This window comes from Puerhibacterium puerhi, from assembly GCF_009846865.1.
GTDB classification, from domain to species: Bacteria; Actinomycetota; Actinomycetes; order Actinomycetales; family Cellulomonadaceae; genus Puerhibacterium; species Puerhibacterium puerhi.
On the sequence record NZ_WUWN01000037.1, the window covers coordinates 1 to 21,423 of the forward strand.

Below are 21,423 nucleotides of genomic sequence, written 5' to 3' on the forward strand. Positions count from 1 at the left end.
CGGGCGGCCGCCGCCCCGGCCGCGGCGCCGCCGGCGGCCGCGGCGCCGGTCCTGCGCGGCGGGACCGAGCGCGGCTGGCGTTCGCCGGCGCGCCGGTCCGGCGGGGTGACCGGCACCTCGCGCGAGGACTGCCGCCGCACCCGCGGCTGACCCGCGCCGGGGACGGCGTCGTCGGGCCGGGGGATGCGCGGGCGCCGCGTGGCACCACCGACCGCGATCGCGTCGTCGGCCTTCGGCGGCTGCGCCGGGCGGCCGGCCGGCGTGAACGACGGCGGGACGTTGTGCGGCTCGGTCATGGGGTCACCCGCAGACAGACGTGACGTCGGCGCCGGTGAAGGCTTCCCTCCCGGCCTTCTTCGTCTCCGACGGGCTCGGGGACGGCTCCGGGGTGGTGGCGGCGGCGGTGACGTCGGCCGAGGCCGCGCCGCCGCCGTCCGTGGTCGACCCGCCGGTCGCGCCCGACGCCGACGGGGCGGCCGAGGGGGACGCCCCGGTCGTGCCGGACGTCGAGCCGGACGTCGAGCCGGACGCGGCGTCGGGGGCGGCGTTGGCGGGCCGGTCGTTGTTGATGTTGTCCCACACGGTGTCCGCCTCGTCCGTCCACACGACGTTGTTCGGGTTGGTCGGGTCGGCACCGTAGGGCACGGTCATGAACGTGATCGTGTCGGGGCGCAGGTTGCGCGAGCTGTACGCGAGCCCGGCGAGTCCCTGCACCGAGGCGAAGTTGTCGCTCATGGTCAGCGACCCCGTCACCGCGCCGAGGAAGCGCAGCAGGGCGGGGGAGTCGGTCAGCAGGTTCTTGCTCAGCACGGTCCGCGCGAGCGCGGCCATGAGCTCCTGCTGGCGGCCGATGCGGCCCAGGTCCGAGCCGTCGCCCAGTCCCTTGCCCTTGCGCGCGCGGGCGTACTGCAGGGCGGTGGCGCCGTCGAGCTCCTGGACCCCGGCGGAGAGCACGAGGTTGCCCGCCTCGGGGGAGTCGATGTCCTGCGGGATGCACATCTGCACGCCGCCGAGCGCGTCGATCATCTTCTGGAAGCCGGCGAAGTCGACGACGATGAAGCCGTCCATGCGCACGTCGGTCAGCGACTCGATGGTGGTCATGGTGCACAGGGCGCCGGAGGCCACGTCGCCGCCGGTGAGGACGCCCTGGGCGAAGGCGGCGTTGAACTTGGTGTGCGACACCGGCGAGGTGGTCTTCCCGGCCGTGGTGGGGCACGCCGGGATGTCCACCGTCGAGTCGCGGGGGATCGAGATCAGCTCGACGCGGGATCGGTCCGCGGAGATGTGCATGACCATCGTGGTGTCCGAGCGGGCACCGCTGGTGCCCTCGGACGAGGCGAAGTCGCCGTTCGCGCCGTCGCGCGAGTCGGAGCCCATGATGACGATGTTCAGGTCGTCGCCGCCGTTGGGGTCCGTGGGCTCCACCGCCTCCGGGCGGTCGATCGTCGCGAGCAGCTCGTCGGTGTTGACGCTGTCGATGTTGCCCGTGAGCGTCAGCGCCGCGGTCGCCCCGCCGGCCAGGCCGAACGCGAGGACGGCGGTCAGCAGCATGCCGACGGCCCGGGCGACGCCGTGCGTCGGCAGGCTCCGGGCGTGCGCCGGCTGCTGGCGGGGCGCCGGGGAGCCGGCACGGTGCGCCGCGACGGCGTGGCGGGGACGATCGTTCACGAGCGACGAGCGTACTGGCAGAGTGTTGCGACTCCGGGGAGCCGCCCGGGTGAGCGCGGTGAAGGGCTTGTGCAGGCTGCGCCGCGCCGACGACCGCGGGGCTCTACGACGCGCGTCGTCCCGAGCCAGGAAGGATGGCGCGATCGACGAAGGTCTTCGGCGGGCGCGGGCGCGGGAACGACCTGACGGCCTCGGTGTCTGCGGTGTCCGGCGACCGCGCCGCCCGGACGTACTACTCGATGGCGGCCAGCGGCCACCCCGACTTGGTCGACGAGATCATCCTGCGCGGGTGGCTGCGCCGGCTGGCCGCTACGGACCCGGGCGCCACCGCCTGGGTCGACTGCCCCGCGCCTGGGCCGACCGCTGCGCTCGTGCGCCATAAGCCCCTTGGCCCGCCCCACCGACACGCTGTACCGGCTGTGTTGGGCGTGTTGCACGTGCTCGGCGGCGGTGACAGCAACGGCCTGTGGCCCGGGGCGCCTCAGTTTCGTCGTCGCCGGGGTGGGTGGCAGGCGAGACCCGCGCCCGCGTCGCGGCGACGGGGCTGGGCGACCCCCGTGGCCGCCGCGGCTGTCGACACCCCCTGACGTCATGGTGGGCGTGCAGGCGACATAGTCGGCGGGGACTACGCCGTGGTGATCGACACAGTGCGCAAGATGCGCGCCGAGTGGGGCGTCTGCCCGGACGACGCCGTGGACTCTGTCGAGTGCATCCCACACGTGGACCGGACTGTTTACGACGCGCTGCGCTACGAACGGCCCCGGGCGCGCTGCTGCTCGCTATGGGAGCTTCTGGCGGACGGCGTGGCGGCGCGCCGGAGCCAGCGGTGGATCTCTTCGCGCTCACATCCGCACCTGCTGGCGGCCTCCGCAGAGGCGTCCGGCATCGCGCTGAGATTGTCCGACGACCGTTACGCCGTGGATCACGGGCAGTTGACCGCTCGGCTCCGGCTGGACTCTCGCGCCCCTCTCCGACCACCCGGGCGAGGCAGGTCCGGGCGACGCAGGTCCGGACGGGGCCGGTCCGGCTGGGCGCCTGCCGGCGCAGGACGACCACCACGTAGCTCGCCTGAGTGCCGTCGCGCACAAGATCTACGGCTGTCGGGCGGGGCGGGAGCCGCTCACGGTCACGTTAGGCTAGTCGCCGCTACCCCAACGTCTGAGGAGTTTTTACGTGGACGCGGATCTTGTCGTCGTGGGGTCGGGCTTCTTCGGCCTGACCGTCGCCGAGCGCATCGCCGAGGAGCACGGACGGAAGGTCCTGGTCATCGATCGTCGCCCGCACATCGGCGGCAACGCCTACAGCGAGGCCGAGGCGACGACCGGTATCGAGGTCCACCGGTACGGGGCGCACCTGTTCCACACCTCGAACGAGCGGGTGTGGGAGTACGTCAACCGGTTCACCCGGTTCACGAACTACGTCCACCGGGTGTACACCACGCACAAGGGCGAGGTGTTCCCGATGCCGATCAACCTCGGCACGATCAACCAGTTCTTCCGGTCCGCGTACGGTCCGGACGCCGCGCGCGCCCTGATCAAGGAGCAGGCGGCCGAGCTGGGCGGCAAGACGCCGGCGAACCTCGACGAGCAGGGCGTCAACCTCATCGGCCGCCCGCTGTACGAGGCGTTCATCCGCAACTACACCGCCAAGCAGTGGCAGACCGACCCGACGCAGCTGCCGGCGTCGATCATCAGCCGCCTGCCGGTGCGCTACACGTACGACAACCGCTACTTCAACGACACCCACGAGGGTCTGCCCGTGGACGGGTACACCGCGTGGCTCGAGCGGATGGCCAACCACCCCAACATCGAGGTGCGCCTCGGTGTCGACTTCTTCGACGCCTCGCAGCCGGTCAACAAGGGCAACGTCGTGGGCAACGTGCCGGTGGTCTACACCGGCCCGGTGGACCGGTACTTCGACTACGCCGAGGGCGACCTGTCCTGGCGCACGATCGACCTGGAGGAGGAGGTCCTGCCGGTGGGCGACTTCCAGGGCACCTCCGTGATGAACTACGCCGACCCCGACGTGCCGTACACCCGCATCCACGAGTTCCGGCACTTCCACCCCGAGCGGGACTACCCGACGGACAAGACGGTGATCATGCGTGAGTACTCGCGGTTCGCCGAGCGCTCCGACGAGCCGTACTACCCGATCAACACCGGCGAGGACCGCGAGCGGCTGCTGAAGTACCGCGACCTCGCGGCCCAGGAGCCCGACGTGCTGTTCGGCGGCCGGCTGGGCACCTACAAGTACCTCGACATGCACATGGCCATCGGCTCGGCGCTGTCGATGGTGGACAACAAGCTGGCCCCGCACTTCGCCAAGGGCGCCGGCATCCAGAGCGGAGGCGTCGAGGCGTGAGCACCCAGAGCACCCCGAGCAAGGCGCAGGGCAGGACGCGGGCCAAGGCCCGGACCACGGCCCAGGCCAAGCCCGCGGAGACCACCGGCGTGCGCGTCCTGCAGCGCGTCGTCCTGCCGCTGCAGCCGGACCAGGACATCCTGCCGCTGTACGTCGAGGGCGCCCTAGGGCAGGTCGGTGAGAAGCCCGTCGCGTCCCACCTCGACGTGGCCCAGGTGACCTCGCGGCGGTCCTTCGCCGTCGAGCCGAAGGCGCGCGCCTCGTTCGGCACCTACTTCAACGCGTTCCCGGCCGCCTACTGGCGCAAGTGGACGGTCGTGGAGAAGGTGCGCCTGGTCGCCACCGTCTCCGGCACCGGCTCGTTCTTCGTCTACCGCTCGAACGCGCGCGGGAACACCTACCGCGTCGAGGGCACGGCGTTCGAGGGTGCCGCCGGCGAGGTGCTCACCTTCGAGCTCCCGCTGTCCAACTTCGCCGACGGTGGCTGGTACTGGTTCGACATCGTCGCGAACTCCGAGGGCGCCACGCTCGACGAGGCGCGCTGGGAGGCGGACTCCGACCGCCCGCAGGGCACGGTCACGGTGGGCGTCACCACGCTCAACCGTGCCGACGACGTCGTCGCGCTGCTGGAGCAGCTCGCCGCGGACCCGACGCTGCTGGAGATCCTCGACCGCGTCACCGTCGTCGACCAGGGGACCAAGCACCCCGAGGACGCCGACGGGTTCGCCGAGGCCGAGAAGGCGCTCGACGGGCGCCTGCGCATGATCCACCAGGCCAACCTGGGCGGGTCCGGCGGCTTCTCGCGCGGCATGAGCGAGACGCTCGACGAGGGCGTGAGCACCTACCACCTCATCTCTGACGACGACGTGCGCACCGAGCCCGAGGGCATCCTGCGCGCGGTGACGTTCGCCGACCTGGCCCGCCGCCCCACCATCGTCGGCGGCCACATGTTCTCGATGTTCGACCGGTCGCACCTGCACTCCATGGGCGAGCGCGTCAACCCGTGGCGGTTCTGGTGGGGCCCGGTGCTCGACGCGCCGGAGGGCCACCACCTCGACCGCGAGGCGCTGCGGACCACCCCGCGGCTGCACCGCCGGATCGACGTCGACTACAACGGCTGGTGGATGGAGCTCGTCCCCGTCTCGGTCATCCGCGAGATCGGCCTGTCGCTGCCGATCTTCATCAAGTGGGACGACGCCGAGTACGGCCTGCGGGCCCGCGAGGCCGGCGTGCCCACGGTCAGCCTCCCCGGCGTCGCGGCGTGGCACGTGCCGTGGACCGACAAGGACGACTCGCTCGACTGGCAGGCGTACTACCACGAGCGCAACCGCTTCGTGGCAGCCCTGCTGCACTCTCCGTTCGAGCACGGCGGCCGGCTCGTGCGCGAGAGCCTGTACCACAGCATCAAGCACCTGCTGGCGGCGCAGTACTCCGTCGTGGAGCTGCGCAACCAGGCCCTCGAGGACCTGCTGAGCGGCCCGGAGCACCTGCACGCCCAGCTGGACACCCGCCTGGCCCGCATCCGCGAGACCCGCGCGCAGTACGACGACGCCCGCATCGAGAAGACGCCCGGCGCGTTCCCGCCCGTCAAGCGCAAGAAGGTCTCCAAGCGCGACGACGAGGCGCGGTTGCCGTCCGGGCGTGTGGGCAAGTACCTGGGCGCCGCGCTGGGCGCGGTCCGGGCGCTGCGCCCGGCCGGCGACCTCAGCCGGCAGCACCCCGAGGCCGAGATCGCAGCGATGGACGCCCAGTGGTTCCTGCTGTCGCGGTTCGACTCCGCCATCGTCTCCCTGGCCGACGGCTCGGGCGCGGCCTGGTACAAGCGGCGCCCCGAGGAGTTCCGCAAGCAGCTGGAGCGCTCCGTGGCGCTGCACCAGCGGGTGCTGCGCGAGTGGCCCACGATGGCCGAGCGGTACAAGGCGTCGCTCGAGGAGCTCGTGGGCCAGGACGCCTGGAAGGCCACGTTCGCCCGGACGGAGACGCAGAGCAAGTGACCAGCGCACCGGCCATGCCCCTGTCCGTCCCCGGGCAGGGGCGTGGCCTCCTCGACGTTCTCGACCGGCGGTACCTGCTGAGCCTGATCGTCCGCAAGGAGCTGCGGGTGCGGTACCGCGGCTCGGTGCTCGGCATGGCGTGGTCGTACGTGAAGCCGGCGATCCAGTTCGCCGTGTACTTCCTCGCGATGGGCATCTTCCTCAAGCTGCGCGACACGGTGCCCGACTACGCGGTGTACCTGTTCTCCGGCATCGTGGTGATGAACTTCTTCGCCGAGGGGTTCAGCAACGCCACCCGGTCGCTGGTGTGGAACGCCCCGCTGATCAACAAGATCTACCTGCCCCGCGAGCTGTTCCCGGTGGCGTCGCTGTGGGTCTCCGCGGTGCACTTCCTGCCGCAGCTGGTCGTGCTGCTGCTCGCCGCCTTCATCGGCGGGTGGCGGCCGAACCTCGCCGAGCTCGGCGCCGGCGTGCTGGGCTTCGTGATCGTCGCGCTGCTCGCGCTGGGGCTGGGCCTGCTCTTCGGGGCGGTCAACGTCTTCTTCCGGGACGCCGAGAACTTCGTCGACCTCATCACGATGGTCGCCACCTGGACCTCGCCCGTGCTGTACCACTGGAACCTCGTGTACCAGGAGGTGCCGCGGTGGCTCTGGTACGTCTACCAGGCCAACCCGCTGACGGCGGCGGTGGAGCTGTTCCACTACGCGTTCTGGTACGGCGCCGCCGGCCGGCCCGCGGTCCTGCCGGGCGACATGCAGACCCTGCCCAACCACCTGTGGACGGTGGGCGGCGTCGCGCTCGTGGTCGTGCTCGTCATCGTGATCGTCGGCCAGCTCGTCTTCCGGCGCCTCGAGGGGCGCTTCGCCCAGGAGCTCTGATCGTGACCACCACCTACATCGAGGTCGCCGACGTCGCCAAGCGGTTCACGCTGCGGCACAACCGCTCGCTCAAGGAGCTGGCGGTCGCGGCGATCCGGGGCAAGAACCTCTCCGACACCTTCCTCGCCCTGGACGGGGTCTCGTTCGACGTGACCGAGGGGGAGTCGGTCGCGCTGCTCGGCTTCAACGGCTCGGGCAAGTCGACGCTGCTCAAGTGCATCTCGGGCGTGCTGACGCCCGACGCCGGGTCCATCCGCACCCGCGGGCGCGTCGCCGGCCTCATCGAGGTCGGCGCCGGCTTCCACCCCGACCTCACGGGGCGCGAGAACGTCTACCTCAACGGCGCGATCCTCGGGATGTCCAAGGAGCAGATCGACGCCCGCTTCGACGAGATCGTCGCCTTCAGCGAGATCGAGCGGTTCATCGACACCGAGGTGAAGTTCTACTCCTCGGGCATGTTCCTGCGCCTGGCGTTCGCCGTGGCCGTCCACTCGGACCCCGAGGTCTTCCTCGTCGACGAGATCCTGGCCGTGGGCGACGAGCCGTTCCAGCGCAAGTGCCTCGACCGGATCAAGCAGCTCAAGGGGGAGGGGCGCACGCTCGTCATCGTCAGCCACGACCTGGATATGGTCGCCCGGCTGTGCGAGCGGGGCATCCTGCTGGAGCGCGGCAAGATGGTGGTCGACGGCGTCGCCACCGACGTCGTGGCCCGGATGCGTGGAGAAGGCTGATCCAGGCGGACGTTGCACGACGACTGCGCCCTCCGGCGGACCGGAGGCGCGCGCACATCGGCAGAAGACGCCTGGTAGCCGCGGGCGCACCGAGAAAGGACCCCAGCACATGCACGCCATGTCCCCGATGCCCCTGGCGTTCGGCGCGGGTGACCGCCGCGTGGCGCCCCGAGGTGGACGGTGGTGGTGGGTTCTCGCGGTAGCGGCGGTCGCTGCTCTCGTCAGTGTCTCGGTCATGATCGCCCAGTCGGCGTGGGCGCCGCGCACGCCGTGGGACGAGAACGGCGTGTTCCAGCTGGCCCGGGTGTTCGCCGGCGAGGACGACGTCCCGGTGATGCTCACCCAGGGCTACTACCCTGGAGCGTCCGCCCTCATCGCGCCGGTGTACTGGTTCACGGACGACCCCAGGGTCGCGTACACGTGGGCGAACTTCCTGACCAACGTCGTCGCTGTCGCGACGTTGCTGCCCCTCACAGGAATCGTCAGGCGCGTCGGCCTGTCCTTGCCGCAGGCGATCACGGTCTCCGCGTTGTCCCTGATGCTCCCGGCTTACGCAGGACTCAACGATTACGTCCTGGCCGAGCAGCTGCTGACTCTGCTGATCGTGCTCACGGCGTATGCGGTCATGCGGTTCTGGTCTGCGCCGGGGCTCGCCAACGGGGCGCTTCTGCTCGTCTCCGCCCTCGCAGCGCTGATCACGCACCCGCGAGCGCTGGTGCTCATCGGGGTGTTGGCGATCTGGCTCATCGGGCTCCTGTACGACAAGGCTCGGCGACGGTCGGCGGCAGTAGTCCTCGTGGCCCTGGTGCCGATCGCGTACGGCGCGAAGGAGCTGGCGGACCATCTCGCCTCGCTCGTCCTGTTCTCCTCGTTCAGCCAGGGGGGTGCGCTGTTCGAGACCCTCACCGACCCCGATGTCGTGATGCTGCTCAAGACGACGTTCCTTCAGTCCTGGGCGCAGCTCGTGGGAACTCTGGGGATCCTCGCGTTCGGCGCGGTGGTGCTGCTTGTATGGGCATGGAACGAGCTCGTCAGGGGTCGGCGGTTCGGGCCAGGCGTCTTCCTGCTGGGCCTCGCGTTCGGGGGCTCGGTGCTGTCCTGGATCGCCTGGGCGAACCCCTCCAGCCACGACTACTCCGGCGAACCGCGCTTCGACTCCTGGGTGTACACCCGCTATATCGCGCCGTTCGTCCTCGTCGCGATCGCTCTCGGACTGTCGGCGCTGCTCCTGCGGCTCTCTTGGGCGATGGCCGCCACATCGGTCGCCGCGACCGTTGTGTTGAGCCTCGTGGTCGTCTACGTGTTCGCCGATACGGTGCCGCTGTGGGGGTCGACGTACGGGCCCGCCAACATCGTGGCTCTGCGGGCCTGGGAATCGATGTGGCCTACGACACCGTTCGAGATCCCGCTCACTCCGACGCTCACGGACGCCAACCGCTTCTGGGTCCTCGCGTCCTTGGCGGTCGTGGGGTCCCAGATCGCCATGGCGCTGGTTTCGCGCGTCCCGATTCTCCTGTCCGCTGCTCTTGTGCCCGCGCTATTCCTCTACGCGAACGCCTCCGACGAGAACCTCCCGCGCGAGGCACCCGTTCACATGGAGCGTGGCCTCGACGCGATCGAGGACGCTGAGGGCGGCGAACTTGCGGCAGTGTCCTTCGACATGGACTGCGACCCTGGCCGCATCACCATCATCGGGCCGCGTGCCACGACCCTCAACTGGATCGGGTTCTGGTTCTCGCCCCGCGACGTCGACGTGTTCCACGCCGACGCGGAGCGCCCGGAGTCGGATGTCGTCGTCGCGTGCGAGGGCTGGGCTGACGCCGATGCCCTCGGCGCCGAGCCGGTGAAGGGGACGGGCGACTACGGGTACCAGCTCTACGTCGTCCGTGGTGAGCTGCAGGATCAGCTCCGTGCCGACGGCCTGGTCGGTGCGGGCGCTGCTGCGCCCTGATCCGTCAGCCGGATGCTCCGACGCAACCCGGCCGGGCCGGCGCCCCACGGCGGACGGTAGTCTGGGGCGGTTCCTGACGTCGAGCCCGGAGGCGGCCTTGAGAGTCCTCGTGACCGGTGGTGCCGGTTTCATCGGTGCCAACTTCGTCCACCAGACCGTGCGGGAGCGTCCCGACGCCGAGGTCACCGTGCTGGACGCCCTGACGTACGCGGGCGACCGCGGCTCGCTGGCGCCGGTGGCCGACCGGGTCACGCTCGTGGAGGGCTCCATCACGGACGGACCGCTGGTCGACCGCCTGGTGGGGGAGTCGGACCTGGTGGTGCACTTCGCCGCCGAGTCCCACAACGACAACTCGCTGGACGACCCGTCGCCGTTCGTGCAGACGAACCTGGTGGGCACGTTCACGCTGCTCGAGGCGGTGCGCAAGCACGGCGTGCGCTTCCACCACATCTCCACCGACGAGGTGTACGGCGACCTGGAGCTCGACGACCCGGCGAAGTTCACGCCGAGCACGCCGTACAACCCCTCCAGCCCGTACTCCTCGACCAAGGCGGGCTCGGACCTGCTGGTGCGGGCGTGGGTGCGGTCGTTCGGGGTGCAGGCCACGATCTCGAACTGCTCCAACAACTACGGGCCGTACCAGCACGTGGAGAAGTTCATCCCGCGCCAGATCACCAACCTGATCGACGGCGGCCGCCCGAAGCTGTACGGCGCCGGGCTCAACGTGCGCGACTGGATCCACGTCGAGGACCACAACTCCGCGGTGTGGGCCATCGTCGAGAAGGGCCGGATCGGCGAGACGTACCTCATCGGCGCGGACGGCGAGAAGAACAACCTCGAGGTCGTCCAGACCCTGCTCGAGATCTTCGGCCGCGACCCGGGCGACTTCGAGCACGTGAACGACCGCCCCGGCCACGACCTGCGGTACGCCATCGACGCCTCGAAGCTGCGCGACGAGCTCGGCTGGGCGCCGCGGTACACCGACTTCCGCTCCGGCCTCGAGGCCACCGTCGAGTGGTACCGGGCGAACGAGGCCTGGTGGCGCCCGGCGAAGGCCGCCGTCGAGGCGAAGTACGCCGCCCAGGGGCAGTGACGGGGCAGCCGCCGTCCCCGGCCCCGGAGTGACGCCCCGCACGGGCGTCCCCGGCCGGGCGGCGGCGGCCGGTCGGTAGACTGTTCGCCCGTCAGGCCCACCCCATCAGCCGACAGAAAGCCGTCATGAAGCTCTTCGTGCAGATCCCGTGCCTCAACGAGGAGGAGACCCTCCCCCTCGTCCTCGCCACCATCCCCCGCGAGATCCCGGGCATCGACGAGATCGAGATCCTCATCGTCGACGACGGCTCGACCGACCGCACCGTCGAGGTCGCCCGCAACCTCGGGGTCACCCACTTCGTGCGCCACACCCGCAACATGGGCCTGGCGCGCTCGTTCCGCGACGGCGTGGACTACGCGCTCAAGCACGGCGCGGACATCGTGGTCAACACCGACGGCGACAACCAGTACCCGCAGGAGCGCATCGCGGACCTCGTGCAGCCCCTGCTGCGCGGCGAGGCCGACATCGCGATCGGCGACCGCCAGACGGCGACCATCGAGCACTTCTCGCCGTTCAAGAAGCTCATGCAGAAGGTGGGCTCCGAGGTGGTGAACTTCGCGGCCGGCACCGACCTGCCGGACGCCGCCAGCGGGTTCCGCGCCTACTCGCGCGCCTCGCTCATGCACCTCAACGTCGTGACGCAGTTCAGCTACTGCATGGAGACGATCATCCAGGCGGGCAACAAGCGCCTGCGCATCGCGTCCGTGCCGATCACGACGAACGCCAAGACCCGCGAGTCCCGGCTGTTCAAGAACATCTGGCAGCACATGGGCAAGTCGGGCCAGGCGATCAGCCGCAGCTACATCATGTTCAAGCCGCACGCCGTGTTCGTGACGCTCGGCGCGATGTTCCTCGTGGCGGCGCTGATCCCGTTCGTCCGGTTCCTCGTGCTGTGGGCGACGGGGACGGCCGGCGGGCACGTGCAGTCGCTCATCTTCGGCGTGGCCATGCTCATCGCCGCGCTGCTGTGCTTCGCGCTGCTGGTGATCGCCGACCTGGAGCGGACCAACCGCGTGCTGCTCGAGGAGACGCTGGAGCGCCTCAAGGAGGTGCAGTACGGCACGACGTACGGCACCGGCGACCTGCGCGCCGCGCTCGAGGCGCACCGCACGACCACCCGGCCGCTCGCGCCGGCGGTCGACGCGATGCTCCCCGGCGCGCTCGGGCAGGAGCGGGCCGTGCAGCCGAGCGAGGTGGCCAGCGCGCAGGACGAGCCCGCGCGATGATCGCGGCGTTCGGCACGTACGACGCCCGCAAGCACCCGCGCGTCGCCGTGCTCGTGGCCGGCCTGCGCGAGCACGGCCACGAGGTCGTCGAGCTCAACCGCCCGCTCGGGTTCTCCACCGCGGAGCGCGTGCGGATGCTGCAGCAGCCGTGGCGCCTGCCGCTGCTCGTGCTGCGCCTGCTGGCGTGCTGGGCCGGCCTGGTGGCGGACGCCGCGGCGCTGCGCCGCCGCTCGGGCCGCCCCGAGGCGGTGCTGGTCGGCTACATGGGCCACTTCGACGTCGTCCTGGCCCGGCTGCTCTTCCCGCGCTCGCGCGTGGTGCTCGACCACCTGATCTTCGCGGGCGACACCGCGAGCGACCGCGGGGCCACCGGCCTGCGCGTGCGGCTCCTGACCGCCCTGGACCGGGTGGCGACGGCGTGCGCCGACGTCGTGGTCACGGACACCGAGGAGCACCGCGAGATGCTGCGCTCGCCCGGCAAGGGCGTCGTCGTGCGCGTCGGCGCCGCCGACGAGTGGTTCGCGGCGGCGGACGCCGCGCAGCGCACCCGGGGCGAAGGCGACCCGCTGCGGGTGGTGTTCTTCGGCCTGTTCACGCCCCTGCAGGGCGCTCCGGTGATCGGCGAGGCCGCCGCCATGGCGCTGGCGGCGGGCGTGCCGCTCGAGCTGACGATGGTGGGCAGCGGCCAGGACCACGCCGCCGTCCGCGCGCGGCTCGACGGCAGCCCGGCGGTGACGTGGCACGACTGGGTCGGCCCGGCGGAGCTGCCGGCGCTGGTCGCGTCCCACGACGTGTGCCTCGGCATCTTCTCCGACACCCCGAAGGGCCGGCGGGTCGTGCCCAACAAGGTCTACCAGGGCCTGGCCGCTGGGTGCGTCGTCGTCACCTCGGACACCGCGCCGCAGCGCCGCACGCTCGGCGAGGCGCTCGTGCTCGTGCCGCCGGCCGACGCCGCCGCGCTCGCGAGCCGCCTCGGCGAGCTCGCGCAGCCCGACCGGCTGGCGCAGGCCCGGGCGCGCGCCCGGGCCGGGCGCGCCGCCGTGCGGCCCCGCGCCGTCGTCGAGCCGCTCGTCGCGGCGCTGGCGACGGTGAGCGCCCGATGAACCTCGTCAAGCGCCTGCTCGGGCTGGTGCGCAAGCCCGCCGTCAAGTGGCTGTTCCTCGCCGTCGCGGTGGGGCTGGCCGTGTACGCCGTCTGGGCCACGTGGGACGACCTCGTGGACGCCGCGGGGCGGCTCTCCGTCGGCACCCTGGCCGGCTCCGCCGTCCTGACGGTCGCGTACGTCCTGTGCACGCTCGTGGCCTGGCGGGCGGTGCTCGCCGACCTCGGCTCGCCGCTGCCCGGCCGCGCGGCCGTCGCGGTGTTCGGCGTCAGCCAGATCGGCAAGTACGTCCCGGGTGGCGTGTGGAACGTCGTGGCAGCCGCCGAGCTCGGCGCGACCCACCGCATCCCGCGGCGCCGGTCGCTCGCCGCCATGGCCGTCGCGCTGCTCGTCTCGATCGTCTCCGGCGCCGTCGTCGGCACGATCTGCCTGCCCTTCGTCTCGAGCGAGTCGCTGGGGAGCTGGACGTGGCTGGCGGTGGTGGCCGCCGTCGTCCTGGCCGTGCTGCTGCTGCCGCCCGTGCTGACCCGGATCATCGGGTTCGCCTTCCGCCTCGCGCGCCGCGAGCCGCTCGAGAAGCCCCTGTCGTGGGGCGGCCTCGGCGCGGCCGCGCTGTGGTCGGTGGTCGCGTGGCTGTTCGCCGGCGCCCAGGTGTGGGTGCTGGCCACGGGCCTCGGGCTCGACTCCAGCCCGCGCACGTTCGCGCTCGCGGTGGGCGGCTACGCCCTCGCGTGGGTCGTGGGCTTCCTCATCATCCTCGTGCCGGCCGGCGCGGGCGCCCGCGAGGGCGTGCTGCTCGCGGTGATGGGTGCGGCGATGCCGCACGCCGAGCTGCTGCTGGTGGCCCTCCTGAGCCGCGTGCTCATGACGCTCGTGGACCTCGGGCTCGCCGGCATCGGGGGAGCGCTCGCGCAGGGGAGCCGGCGCACCGTGCCGGCGGCCGAGCCGCAGCAGTAGCCGACCCGCACCCCGCCCGGGCCCGGCAGTCGACAGGCTGCCGGGCCCGTCGTGCGTCGGGTGCTGGCTGCTTGGTCTGTCGTGCGTTCGGCGCGTCCGGCCCCGTCATGCGTCAGGCATCTGCGGGCCGCGCCGGCCGGCGTCCGCAAGGGTGAGGCCGTGGCGCGTGGCCGTCGCCCCGAGACGCAGGACGCTCCCTGACCGCGGGGTCAGGGAGCGTCCTGGTGCTGCATCGTACCGGCGCGGATGCAGGCCCGGCGGGACCGCTACGGGCGCCGTACGCCGAGCGTGTCCTTGCCGTCGCCGTTCCAGTCGCCCGCGAGCGCGACGTCCGTGCTACGCCCGTACGGGAGGATGCGAGACGCCTCACCGCCGCTGAGCGAGTCGTTGACGTAGTAGGTCCGCCCCCGCCGGACGGCCAAGGTGTCCTTGCCGTCGCCGTTCCAGTCGCCCGCGAGCACCGCGTCGGACGCCTTGCCGTACCTGATCACGACCTCCGCCTCGCCGGTCGCCAGGCGGTTGCTGATGTAGTAGGTGTTGCCGCGTCGCACGGCGAGGGTGTCCTTGCCGTCGCCGTTCCAGTCGCCGACGAGCACCGCGTCGTCGGCTCGGCCGAAGGTGACGACCCGCTCTGCCTCGCCGGTCGCCAGGCGGTTGTTGAAGTAGTAGGTGTTGCCGCGTCGCACGGCGAGGGTGTCCTTGCCGTCGCCGTCCCAGTCGCCGACGAGCGCGGTGTCACCCGGTCGACCGTACGAGATGACCTGGGTCGCCTTGCCGGCGCCCAGGCGGTTGTTGATGTAGAACGTCCGGCCGCGTCGCACGGCGAGGGAGTCCTTGCGGTTGCCGTCCCAGTCGCCGACGTACACCACGTCGGAAGTGACCCCGTACGGGAACACGTGGTTGGCCGATCCGGTCCAAGAGTCGTTGAGGAAGTAGTTCTTGCCGGAAGACAGCGAGACGTCCGAGCAGCCGAGGCGCGGGTTCGACCCGCTGGGCGAGTTGATCGCGTAGACGCACACGGTGTGGTCGCCGGGCGTCAGGGTGACCGTGCCGCTGTAGCCGCTCGTGCCGTGCCCGTTGGCGCGGGCGACGTCGGGCCGCGAGCCCGACGCGCGGAACGAGGCCGCCTTGGCGCCGTCGACGTTGACCTGGACGGTGATCGGCGAGGATGTGTCGGGATCGAACGCCCAGCCGGTGACGCGGATCGAGGTGGTGCTCAGCACGGTGAGGCTGTCCAGTCGGCCGTCCGGGACGCGGTTGGCCGTGGCCCCCCCGAACCAGGTCTTGAAGTAGTAGTGGAAGTTGCGGTTGCCGTACTCCGAGCACGAGTCCCCCCTGCCGACCCCGGCGGCCAGCGCCGCCTTGTTGGGCTGGTACGGCGTGTAGTTGTACAGGCTGGCGGTCGCCTGGTTCCGGATGTACACCGACGAGCTGCCGCACGCCTTGTTCGGGTGGTAGCGCACCTGGTTGGTGGCCCCGGCGCGGTGCGCGTAGCTCGTCGGGTACGCCGCGTAGCGCTGGAGCTGCCGGGCGGCCGAGTAGACCTGGTTGGCGAACCCGGCGTACCGGGAGTCGCAGACGCCGCCGGTGTTGTCCGGGCAGCCGAAGCCGAGGGCGCGCGAGTAGGTGTGGGCCGACGCCCCGTTGCTGTCGGTGATCAGGCCCTGCTCCTTCTGCAGCGTCACGAGGAGCACCTGCGGGTTGATGCCGCAGGCGATGCCGACCTTGGCGATGATGGCCGCAGCCGTCTCGTTCCGCGCGCCGGAGTAGGTTCGGGGGCACAGGTCGGTGGCGGGGCGCGTCGGAGTGCTCTCGCGGTAGTCCTTAAGGCAGGTGTTGCCGGTGGACGCCCGGCAGGACTTGCCCCTCGTGGCGAGGAACGACGCGATCTCGGACTGCGACATCGACGTCGAGTCGTACATGGCGCCGTCGCTGATGATGTAGCCGGCGTTGAAGTCGGTGATCGCCGCGGCCTGGACCGGCCCGGCGGCCTGTGGCGCAGGACCGGAGGCCGCCTGGGCCGGCGCCATGAGCACGGCGGCTGTCACGGCGACCGCGCACAGCGCGGCGGCGAGGCGCACGCCGCGGGGGACGCGGAGACTCACGGGACGACCACCTCGCGCGGCTTGGACGTGCCTGTCGTCGTCGGCGACTCGTACCGCAGCACCGCCTGCCACGTCCCGCTGGAGAGCTGATCGTGAGGGATCGCGAGGCCACCGCACGACGTGGTGGTCACGTCGGAGGTGCCGTCGACCGCCGCGCTTACCGTCGTGCCGCCCTTGGTCAGCACGAGCGTGCACGTGCCGCCTTCTTCGTAGACGGCCGCGTACCCGGACGCCTCGACGTCGCTCGGTCCGGCGTTCCAGGCCAGGTACGACAGCTCGACATCCGCGCCGGCCGGCGACGGGCTGGCCGGTGACGGTACGACCTCGTCGGACGGCGTCGCCGACGGCACAGTCGGCGTGTCTGACGGCGAGGGCTCGAGCGTCGCCGACGGGCCCTCGCCGACGTCGCCCTGGGAGTCGACCGTCGGCTGGGCCGGTTCGTCGAGCGGCGACGGCGCGATGTCGCTCGGGTCGGCGACGTCCGGCGGTGCGGCCGGGGCGCTCGCGGAGGTGGAGGGTGTGGGCGCCAACGCGACGGCATCGGCCGGGCTGGTTCCCCAGGGTGACAGGTGGACCACGGTGCCGGCCGCGCACACGGCGACGGCAGCGACAGTGGTCAGGATTACTCGACGCAAGGTCGGCCCTCTCGACGGCTCGGCAAAGTCGGCTCGACGCTAACCCGAGATGTCCGAGTTGCCTGTGGCGACTCGCGGGGGCGGTCGGGAGCAACGGCGCGATCAGCCAGGGAGGGTGTGATGCCGTGGGAGGGAGAGCCGTCCGGGCCGCGAGGCCCGTGCCTCAGCGGCGCAGCGAGGCGACGTACTCCTGCACGGCGTCGTAGGTCGGCAGCAGGCCCTGGGCGGCCGCCTCGGAGAGGCTGGGGGCGGCGGTGTCCTTCTCGGACAGCAGCGGGGTGACGGGGTTGCCGTGGCGGTCGGTGGTGGGCCACTCGAGCCCGACCTCGGGGTCGAGGGGGTTGATGCCGTGCTCGCCGCTGGGGTTGTAGCCGGTCGAGCACAGGTACAGCACCGTCGAGTCGTCCTCGAGGGCCATGAACGCGTGGCCGAGGCCCTCGCCCAGGTAGATCGCGCGCCGGTCCACGTCGTCGAGCAGCACGGAGTCCCACTGGCCGAAGGTGGGCGAGCCGACGCGGATGTCGACGACGACGTCGAGCACGGCGCCGCGGGCGCAGGTGACGTACTTGGCCTGCCCCGGGGGCACGTCGGCGAAGTGGATGCCGCGCACCACGCCCGCGGCCGAGACGGAGCAGTTGGCCTGCTGCAGGTCGAGCGGGTGGCCGAGGGCCTCCTCGAACGCCGGGGCCTTGAACCACTCGAGGAACACGCCGCGCGGGTCGCCGAACTGCTTCGGGGTGATCTCGAACGCGCCGGGGACCTTCAGCTCGCGGTACTGCATGGGGTCGGGACTCCTCGTCAGGGGGCGGGCGGGCCTTAGGATCCTACGCGTGAACGCCTCCACGGACGCCTCGGCGGGCGCCGCCCCCGCACCCCTGTCCGGCACGCGCTGGCTGGTGGTCGGCGCTGCCGGGATGCTCGGCCAGGACGTGGTCGCGGCGGCCGCCGCGGCCGGCGCCGACGTGGTCGCCGCGGGGCGCGCGCAGGTGGACGTGACCGACCCGGCGAGCGTGGCCGCGGCGCTGGTCGGCGTGGACGTCGTGGTCAACTGCGCGGCGTGGACCGCCGTCGACGACGCCGAGGCGCGCGAGGGCGAGGCGTTCGCCGTCAACGCCGTGGGGCCGGCGCACCTGGCGCGGGCGGCAGCGGCGGCCGGGGCGCGGATCGTGCACGTGTCGACCGACTACGTGTTCGACGGCGCGGCCGACGCGCCGTACGCGGAGGACGCGCCGGTGGCGCCGCGCTCGGCGTACGGGCGCACCAAGGCGGCCGGCGAGTGGGCGGTGCGGGCCGAGGCGCCCGACCACCTGATCGTGCGCACCGCGTGGCTGTACGGCGCCGGCGGCGGCTGCTTCCCGAAGACGATGGCCCGGCTGGCCGCCGAGCGCGACCGGCTCACGGTCGTGGACGACCAGGTCGGGCAGCCGACCTGGACCGTGGACCTGGCGGACCTGATCGTGCGCCTCGTCGCGGCGCGGGCGCCGGCGGGCACCTACCACGGCACCGCCAGCGGCCAGGTGTCCTGGTACGGCTTCACCCGGCAGATCCTCGCGACGGCGGGGCACGCCACGGCGCTGGAGCCGACCACGAGCGAGGCGTTCGTGCGCCCGGCCCCGCGCCCGGCGTACTCGGTGCTGGGCCACGACGCGCTGCGCGCGGCCGGCGTCGAGCCGATCGGCGACTGGGCCGAGCGCTGGAAGGCCGCCGCGCCCGCCGTGCTCGGGCTCTGACCCGCCGCGGCTCCGCCGGGGCGGGGCCCGGCGCGCTCTCCCTCGCCGGACTGCGTCCACTCGCTACGGTGGACTCCCGGGAAGGAGGCGACATGCTCCCGCACGGACGTCCTGCCCCGCTGCCTCCCAACGCATGGTTGCGCTGGGACGTGGTCGCACGGGTGCTGCCGCGCGAACGCTCGCGCGTGCTGGAGATCGGCTGCGGCCGCGGCGCCTTCGGCACCCGGCTGGCGCGCCGCCACGACTACACGGCCGTGGAGCCCGACCCCCAGGCCTACGCCGTGGCGCGCGAGCGGGTGCTCGCCGTCGCGCCCGGCGCGCGCGTGGTGCACGGCCTCGCCGCGGAGCTGGGCCCGGACGCCGCGTTCGACGTCGTGTGCGCCTTCGAGGTGCTCGAGCACATCGAGGACGACGAGGCGGCGCTCGCGGAGTGGTTCGGGCTCGTGCGCCCCGGCGGGCGCCTGATCCTCTCGACGCCGGCCTGGCCGGACCGCTACGGGCCGTGGGACGAGGCCGTGGGGCACTACCGGCGCTACGAGCCGGGTCAGCTGCGCGACCGGATGCGTGCCGCCGGGTTCGACGACCCGCGGGTGCGGTTGTACGGCGCGCCCCTGGGCTACCTGCTCGAGCTCGCCCGGGACCGCCTCGCCGGTCCCGGCGGCCCGGTCGCGGAGGAGCCGACGATGGAGGGGCGCACGGCCCGCAGCGGCCGCGTGCTGCAGCCGTCGTCCGCCGTCGCCGGCACCGTCGCGGCCGTGGGGACGTGGCCGTTCCGCGTCCTGCAGCGCGCCTTCCCGACCCACGGCACGGGGCTGGTCGCCTGGGCGACGCGGCCGCGGTGACCCCGGGGCCGTGCGGCCCGCCGACCGGCGCCGCAGACGGCGACGCGGTGGCGCGCCGGAGCGCACCACCGCGTCGCCGCGTCCGCCCGGAGGGTCAGCGCATGCTCTCGCAGACCTTGCCGTCGTTGTCGCGGTCCAGGTCGTAGACGTCGCCCTTGCCGTGGGCCATCCAGTAGTCGAATGCAGCCTGAGCCTCGGCGCGCGAGCTGAAGTCGTCGCAGTTGAGGTCGGGGGACGCCGGACGCGGCGCGACCGTCGATCCGCCCGACGGCTTCGGCGCGGGCGCGGGCGCCGGCGCCGGCTTGGGGGCCGGGCGGCGGACGCCGAGGGTGTCCTTGCCGTCGCCGTTCCAGTCGCCGGCGAGGGTGGTGTCGGTGGCGCGGCCGTAGGTCAGCACCTTGGCGGCGCTGCCGCCGCGCAGGCTGTTGCTGACGTAGTAGGTGGCGCCGCGGCGCACGGTCAGGGTGTCGGTGCCGTTGCCGTCCCAGTCGCCCACCAGGACCTTGTCGGAGGCCTTGCCGTAGGCCAGGACGGTGGCGGCCGGGCCGGCGGCGAGCTTGTTGCTCAGGTGGTAGACGTTGCCGCGGCGCACGGCCAGGGTGTCCTTGCCGTCGCCGTCCCAGTCGCCGACCAGCACGGTGTCGCCCGGGCGGCCGTAGGTGACCACGGCCTGGGCGGGGCCGCCGGACAGGCGGTTGGTGAAGTAGTAGGTGTTGCCGCGGCGCACGGCCAGGGTGTCCTTGCCGTCGCCGTCCCAGTCGCCGACCAGCACGGTGTCGGTGGCCTTGCCGTAGCGCAGCACGGTCTCGGCGGTGCCGCCGTAGGGCTTGTTGGTGACGTAGTAGGTGTTGCCGCGGCGCACCGCCAGGGTGGTGGTGCGGTTGCCGTCCCAGTCGCCGGTGTAGACGCGGTCGGTCTCGGCGCCGAAGCTGAACGCGCGGTTGGCCGAGCCGGTCCAGGCGTCGTTGAGGAAGTACTGCTTGCCGGTGCCGCCGACCTCGCGGCCGTCGGCGGAGGCGGGGGTGGCGGCCAGCACCGCGGTGGCGCCGAGGGCGAGGGCGGCGACCACGCCGCCCAGGGCCCGGGCACGCTGCTTGATGCGCATCGATGTCGCTCCTGATCTCTGCCCGGTCCGACGCCGGGCGCGAGCGGGATCCTAAGAGCGCGCCGAGGGCACCCGGAGCCATCCGGCGGGTGAAGTCACGCCGCCGGCGAGGCGGCGGGCGAGGAGCGCCGGCGGCTCAGGCGTCGAGCAGGCCCAGCAGGTAGCTCCCGTAGCCGGACTTCGTCAGCTTCTCGGCGCGCTCGCGCAGCTCGTCGTCGGACAGGAAGCCACGCCGCCAGGCGATCTCCTCGGGCGCGCCGATCTTCAGCCCCTGGCGGTTCTCGATGGTGCGCACGAAGTCGGAGGCCTCGAGCAGCGAGTCGAACGTGCCGGTGTCGAGCCAGGCGGTGCCGCGCGGGAGCACCTCCACCTGCAGCTTGCCGGCCTCGAGGTAGGCGCGGTTGACGTCGGTGATCTCGTACTCGCCGCGCGCCGACGGCTCCAGGCCCTTGGCGATCTCCACCACGTCGTTGTCGTAGAAGTACAGGCCGGGCACCGCGTAGTTGGACTTCGGCCTGGCCGGCTTCTCCTCGAGGGAGAGCGCCTTGAAGTTCTCGTCGAACTCGACCACGCCGTACGCGGTGGGGTCGGCCACCCGGTAGGCGAACACGGCGCCGCCGTCGATGTCCCCGAACCGCATGAGCTGGGAGCCCAGGCCGGGGCCGTAGAAGATGTTGTCGCCCAGCACGAGCGCGGCGGCGTCGGTGCCGACGAACTCCTCGCCGAGCACGAACGCCTGCGCCAGCCCGTTGGGCTCGGCCTGCACTGTGTACTCGATGTGCACGCCGAACTGCGAGCCGTCGCCCAGCAGGCGCCGGAACTGCTCGGCGTCGTGCGGCGTGGTGATCACCAGGATGTCCCGGATGCCCGCGAGCAGCAGCGTGGACAGCGGGTAGTAGATCATCGGCTTGTCGTACACGGGCACGAGCTGCTTGCTCACGCCGAGGGTGATGGGGTGCAGCCGGGTGCCGGAGCCACCGGCCAGGATGATGCCGCGCATGGTGCCCCATTGTGCCTGACGACCCGTCGCCACGGGCGGCACGCT

General features: G+C 72.3%; 17 protein-coding genes and 1 pseudogene. 11 read left to right on the top strand and 7 right to left on the bottom strand.

From position 1 onward, the window contains the following. Both GSF02_RS14925 and GSF02_RS14930 read right to left on the bottom strand, forming a co-directional pair. Positions 1-296 (bottom strand): annotated as a pseudogene (locus GSF02_RS14925) (LCP family protein); the annotation flags it as partial. 4 nt (positions 297-300) lie between these two features. Continuing rightward, positions 301-1,668, bottom strand: coding sequence for an LCP family protein (locus tag GSF02_RS14930; protein WP_235915606.1), 1,368 nt, complete (start codon positions 1,666-1,668; stop codon positions 301-303). 1,173 nt (positions 1,669-2,841) lie between these two features. Between GSF02_RS14930 and glf the strand changes: the two genes are divergently transcribed. The 9 genes from glf (at position 2,842) to GSF02_RS14975 (ending at position 13,961) form a co-directional block, all read left to right on the top strand. Continuing rightward, a complete protein-coding gene (gene glf, locus GSF02_RS14935; RefSeq protein ID WP_159797891.1) occupies positions 2,842-4,029 on the top strand; it encodes a UDP-galactopyranose mutase in 1,188 nt (395 codons plus the stop codon). Beyond that, the gene (locus GSF02_RS14940) at positions 4,026-6,023 is read left to right on the top strand and encodes a glycosyltransferase (protein ID WP_235915607.1); all 1,998 of its coding nucleotides are present in this window, start codon (positions 4,026-4,028) and stop codon (positions 6,021-6,023) included. Before glf ends, GSF02_RS14940 begins: the two co-directional genes overlap by 4 nt. A gap of 14 nt (positions 6,024-6,037) precedes the next feature. Then, on the top strand, positions 6,038-6,901 hold the full coding sequence (locus GSF02_RS14945) for an ABC transporter permease (RefSeq protein WP_159797923.1): 864 nt from the start codon (positions 6,038-6,040) through the stop codon (positions 6,899-6,901). Positions 6,902-6,903: 2 nt separating this feature from the next. Further along, complete coding sequence (locus GSF02_RS14950; RefSeq protein ID WP_159797892.1) at positions 6,904-7,632, top strand: ABC transporter ATP-binding protein; 729 nt, start codon at positions 6,904-6,906, stop codon at positions 7,630-7,632. Positions 7,633-7,867: 235 nt separating this feature from the next. Continuing rightward, on the top strand, positions 7,868-9,583 hold the full coding sequence (locus GSF02_RS14955) for a hypothetical protein (protein ID WP_159797893.1): 1,716 nt from the start codon (positions 7,868-7,870) through the stop codon (positions 9,581-9,583). Between the two features lie 97 nt (positions 9,584-9,680). Next, positions 9,681-10,676: a dTDP-glucose 4,6-dehydratase gene (gene rfbB / locus GSF02_RS14960; protein ID WP_159797894.1), complete on the top strand. Its 996-nt coding sequence runs from the start codon at positions 9,681-9,683 to the stop codon at positions 10,674-10,676. Positions 10,677-10,801: 125 nt separating this feature from the next. Then, positions 10,802-11,902, top strand: a complete 1,101-nt coding sequence (locus GSF02_RS14965; protein ID WP_159797895.1) for a glycosyltransferase — start codon at positions 10,802-10,804, stop codon at positions 11,900-11,902. Beyond that, complete coding sequence (locus GSF02_RS14970) at positions 11,899-13,005, top strand: glycosyltransferase (protein WP_159797896.1); 1,107 nt, start codon at positions 11,899-11,901, stop codon at positions 13,003-13,005. The genes GSF02_RS14965 and GSF02_RS14970 overlap by 4 nt, the downstream gene beginning before the upstream one ends. Then, positions 13,002-13,961, top strand: coding sequence for a lysylphosphatidylglycerol synthase domain-containing protein (locus GSF02_RS14975; RefSeq protein WP_159797897.1), 960 nt, complete (start codon positions 13,002-13,004; stop codon positions 13,959-13,961). Before GSF02_RS14970 ends, GSF02_RS14975 begins: the two co-directional genes overlap by 4 nt. Positions 13,962-14,227: 266 nt before the next feature. Here GSF02_RS14975 and GSF02_RS14980 read toward each other — a convergent pair whose 3' ends face one another. The 3 genes from GSF02_RS14980 to GSF02_RS14990 all read right to left on the bottom strand — a co-directional run bounded on the left by GSF02_RS14980 (position 14,228) and on the right by GSF02_RS14990 (position 17,482). After that, positions 14,228-16,066, bottom strand: a complete 1,839-nt coding sequence (locus GSF02_RS14980; protein ID WP_159797899.1) for an FG-GAP repeat domain-containing protein — start codon at positions 16,064-16,066, stop codon at positions 14,228-14,230. Further along, positions 16,063-16,596, bottom strand: coding sequence for a hypothetical protein (locus GSF02_RS14985; RefSeq protein WP_159797901.1), 534 nt, complete (start codon positions 16,594-16,596; stop codon positions 16,063-16,065). Before GSF02_RS14985 ends, GSF02_RS14980 begins: the two co-directional genes overlap by 4 nt. A 268-nt stretch (positions 16,597-16,864) precedes the next feature. Further along, positions 16,865-17,482, bottom strand: a complete 618-nt coding sequence (locus GSF02_RS14990; RefSeq protein WP_159797903.1) for a dTDP-4-dehydrorhamnose 3,5-epimerase family protein — start codon at positions 17,480-17,482, stop codon at positions 16,865-16,867. Between the two features lie 49 nt (positions 17,483-17,531). Here GSF02_RS14990 and rfbD point away from each other — a divergent pair, with 49 nt between their 5' ends. Together rfbD and GSF02_RS15000 are read left to right on the top strand one after the other, a co-directional pair. Beyond that, positions 17,532-18,431, top strand: a complete 900-nt coding sequence (rfbD, locus tag GSF02_RS14995; RefSeq protein WP_268892899.1) for a dTDP-4-dehydrorhamnose reductase — start codon at positions 17,532-17,534, stop codon at positions 18,429-18,431. Positions 18,432-18,523: 92 nt separating this feature from the next. After that, positions 18,524-19,273 carry a class I SAM-dependent methyltransferase gene (locus GSF02_RS15000; protein ID WP_159797907.1) on the top strand — a complete coding sequence of 250 codons (750 nt, stop codon included), beginning with the start codon at positions 18,524-18,526 and terminating at the stop codon, positions 19,271-19,273. 94 nt (positions 19,274-19,367) lie between these two features. Here the strand turns inward: GSF02_RS15000 and GSF02_RS15005 are convergent, their stop codons facing one another. Continuing rightward, positions 19,368-20,378 (bottom strand): hypothetical protein, encoded by a 1,011-nt coding sequence (locus tag GSF02_RS15005; protein WP_159797909.1) that lies wholly within the window; start codon positions 20,376-20,378, stop codon positions 19,368-19,370. 136 nt (positions 20,379-20,514) lie between these two features. Continuing rightward, positions 20,515-21,378, bottom strand: a complete 864-nt coding sequence (gene rfbA / locus GSF02_RS15010) for a glucose-1-phosphate thymidylyltransferase RfbA (RefSeq protein ID WP_159797911.1) — start codon at positions 21,376-21,378, stop codon at positions 20,515-20,517. Positions 21,379-21,423: the final 45 nt, after the last annotated feature.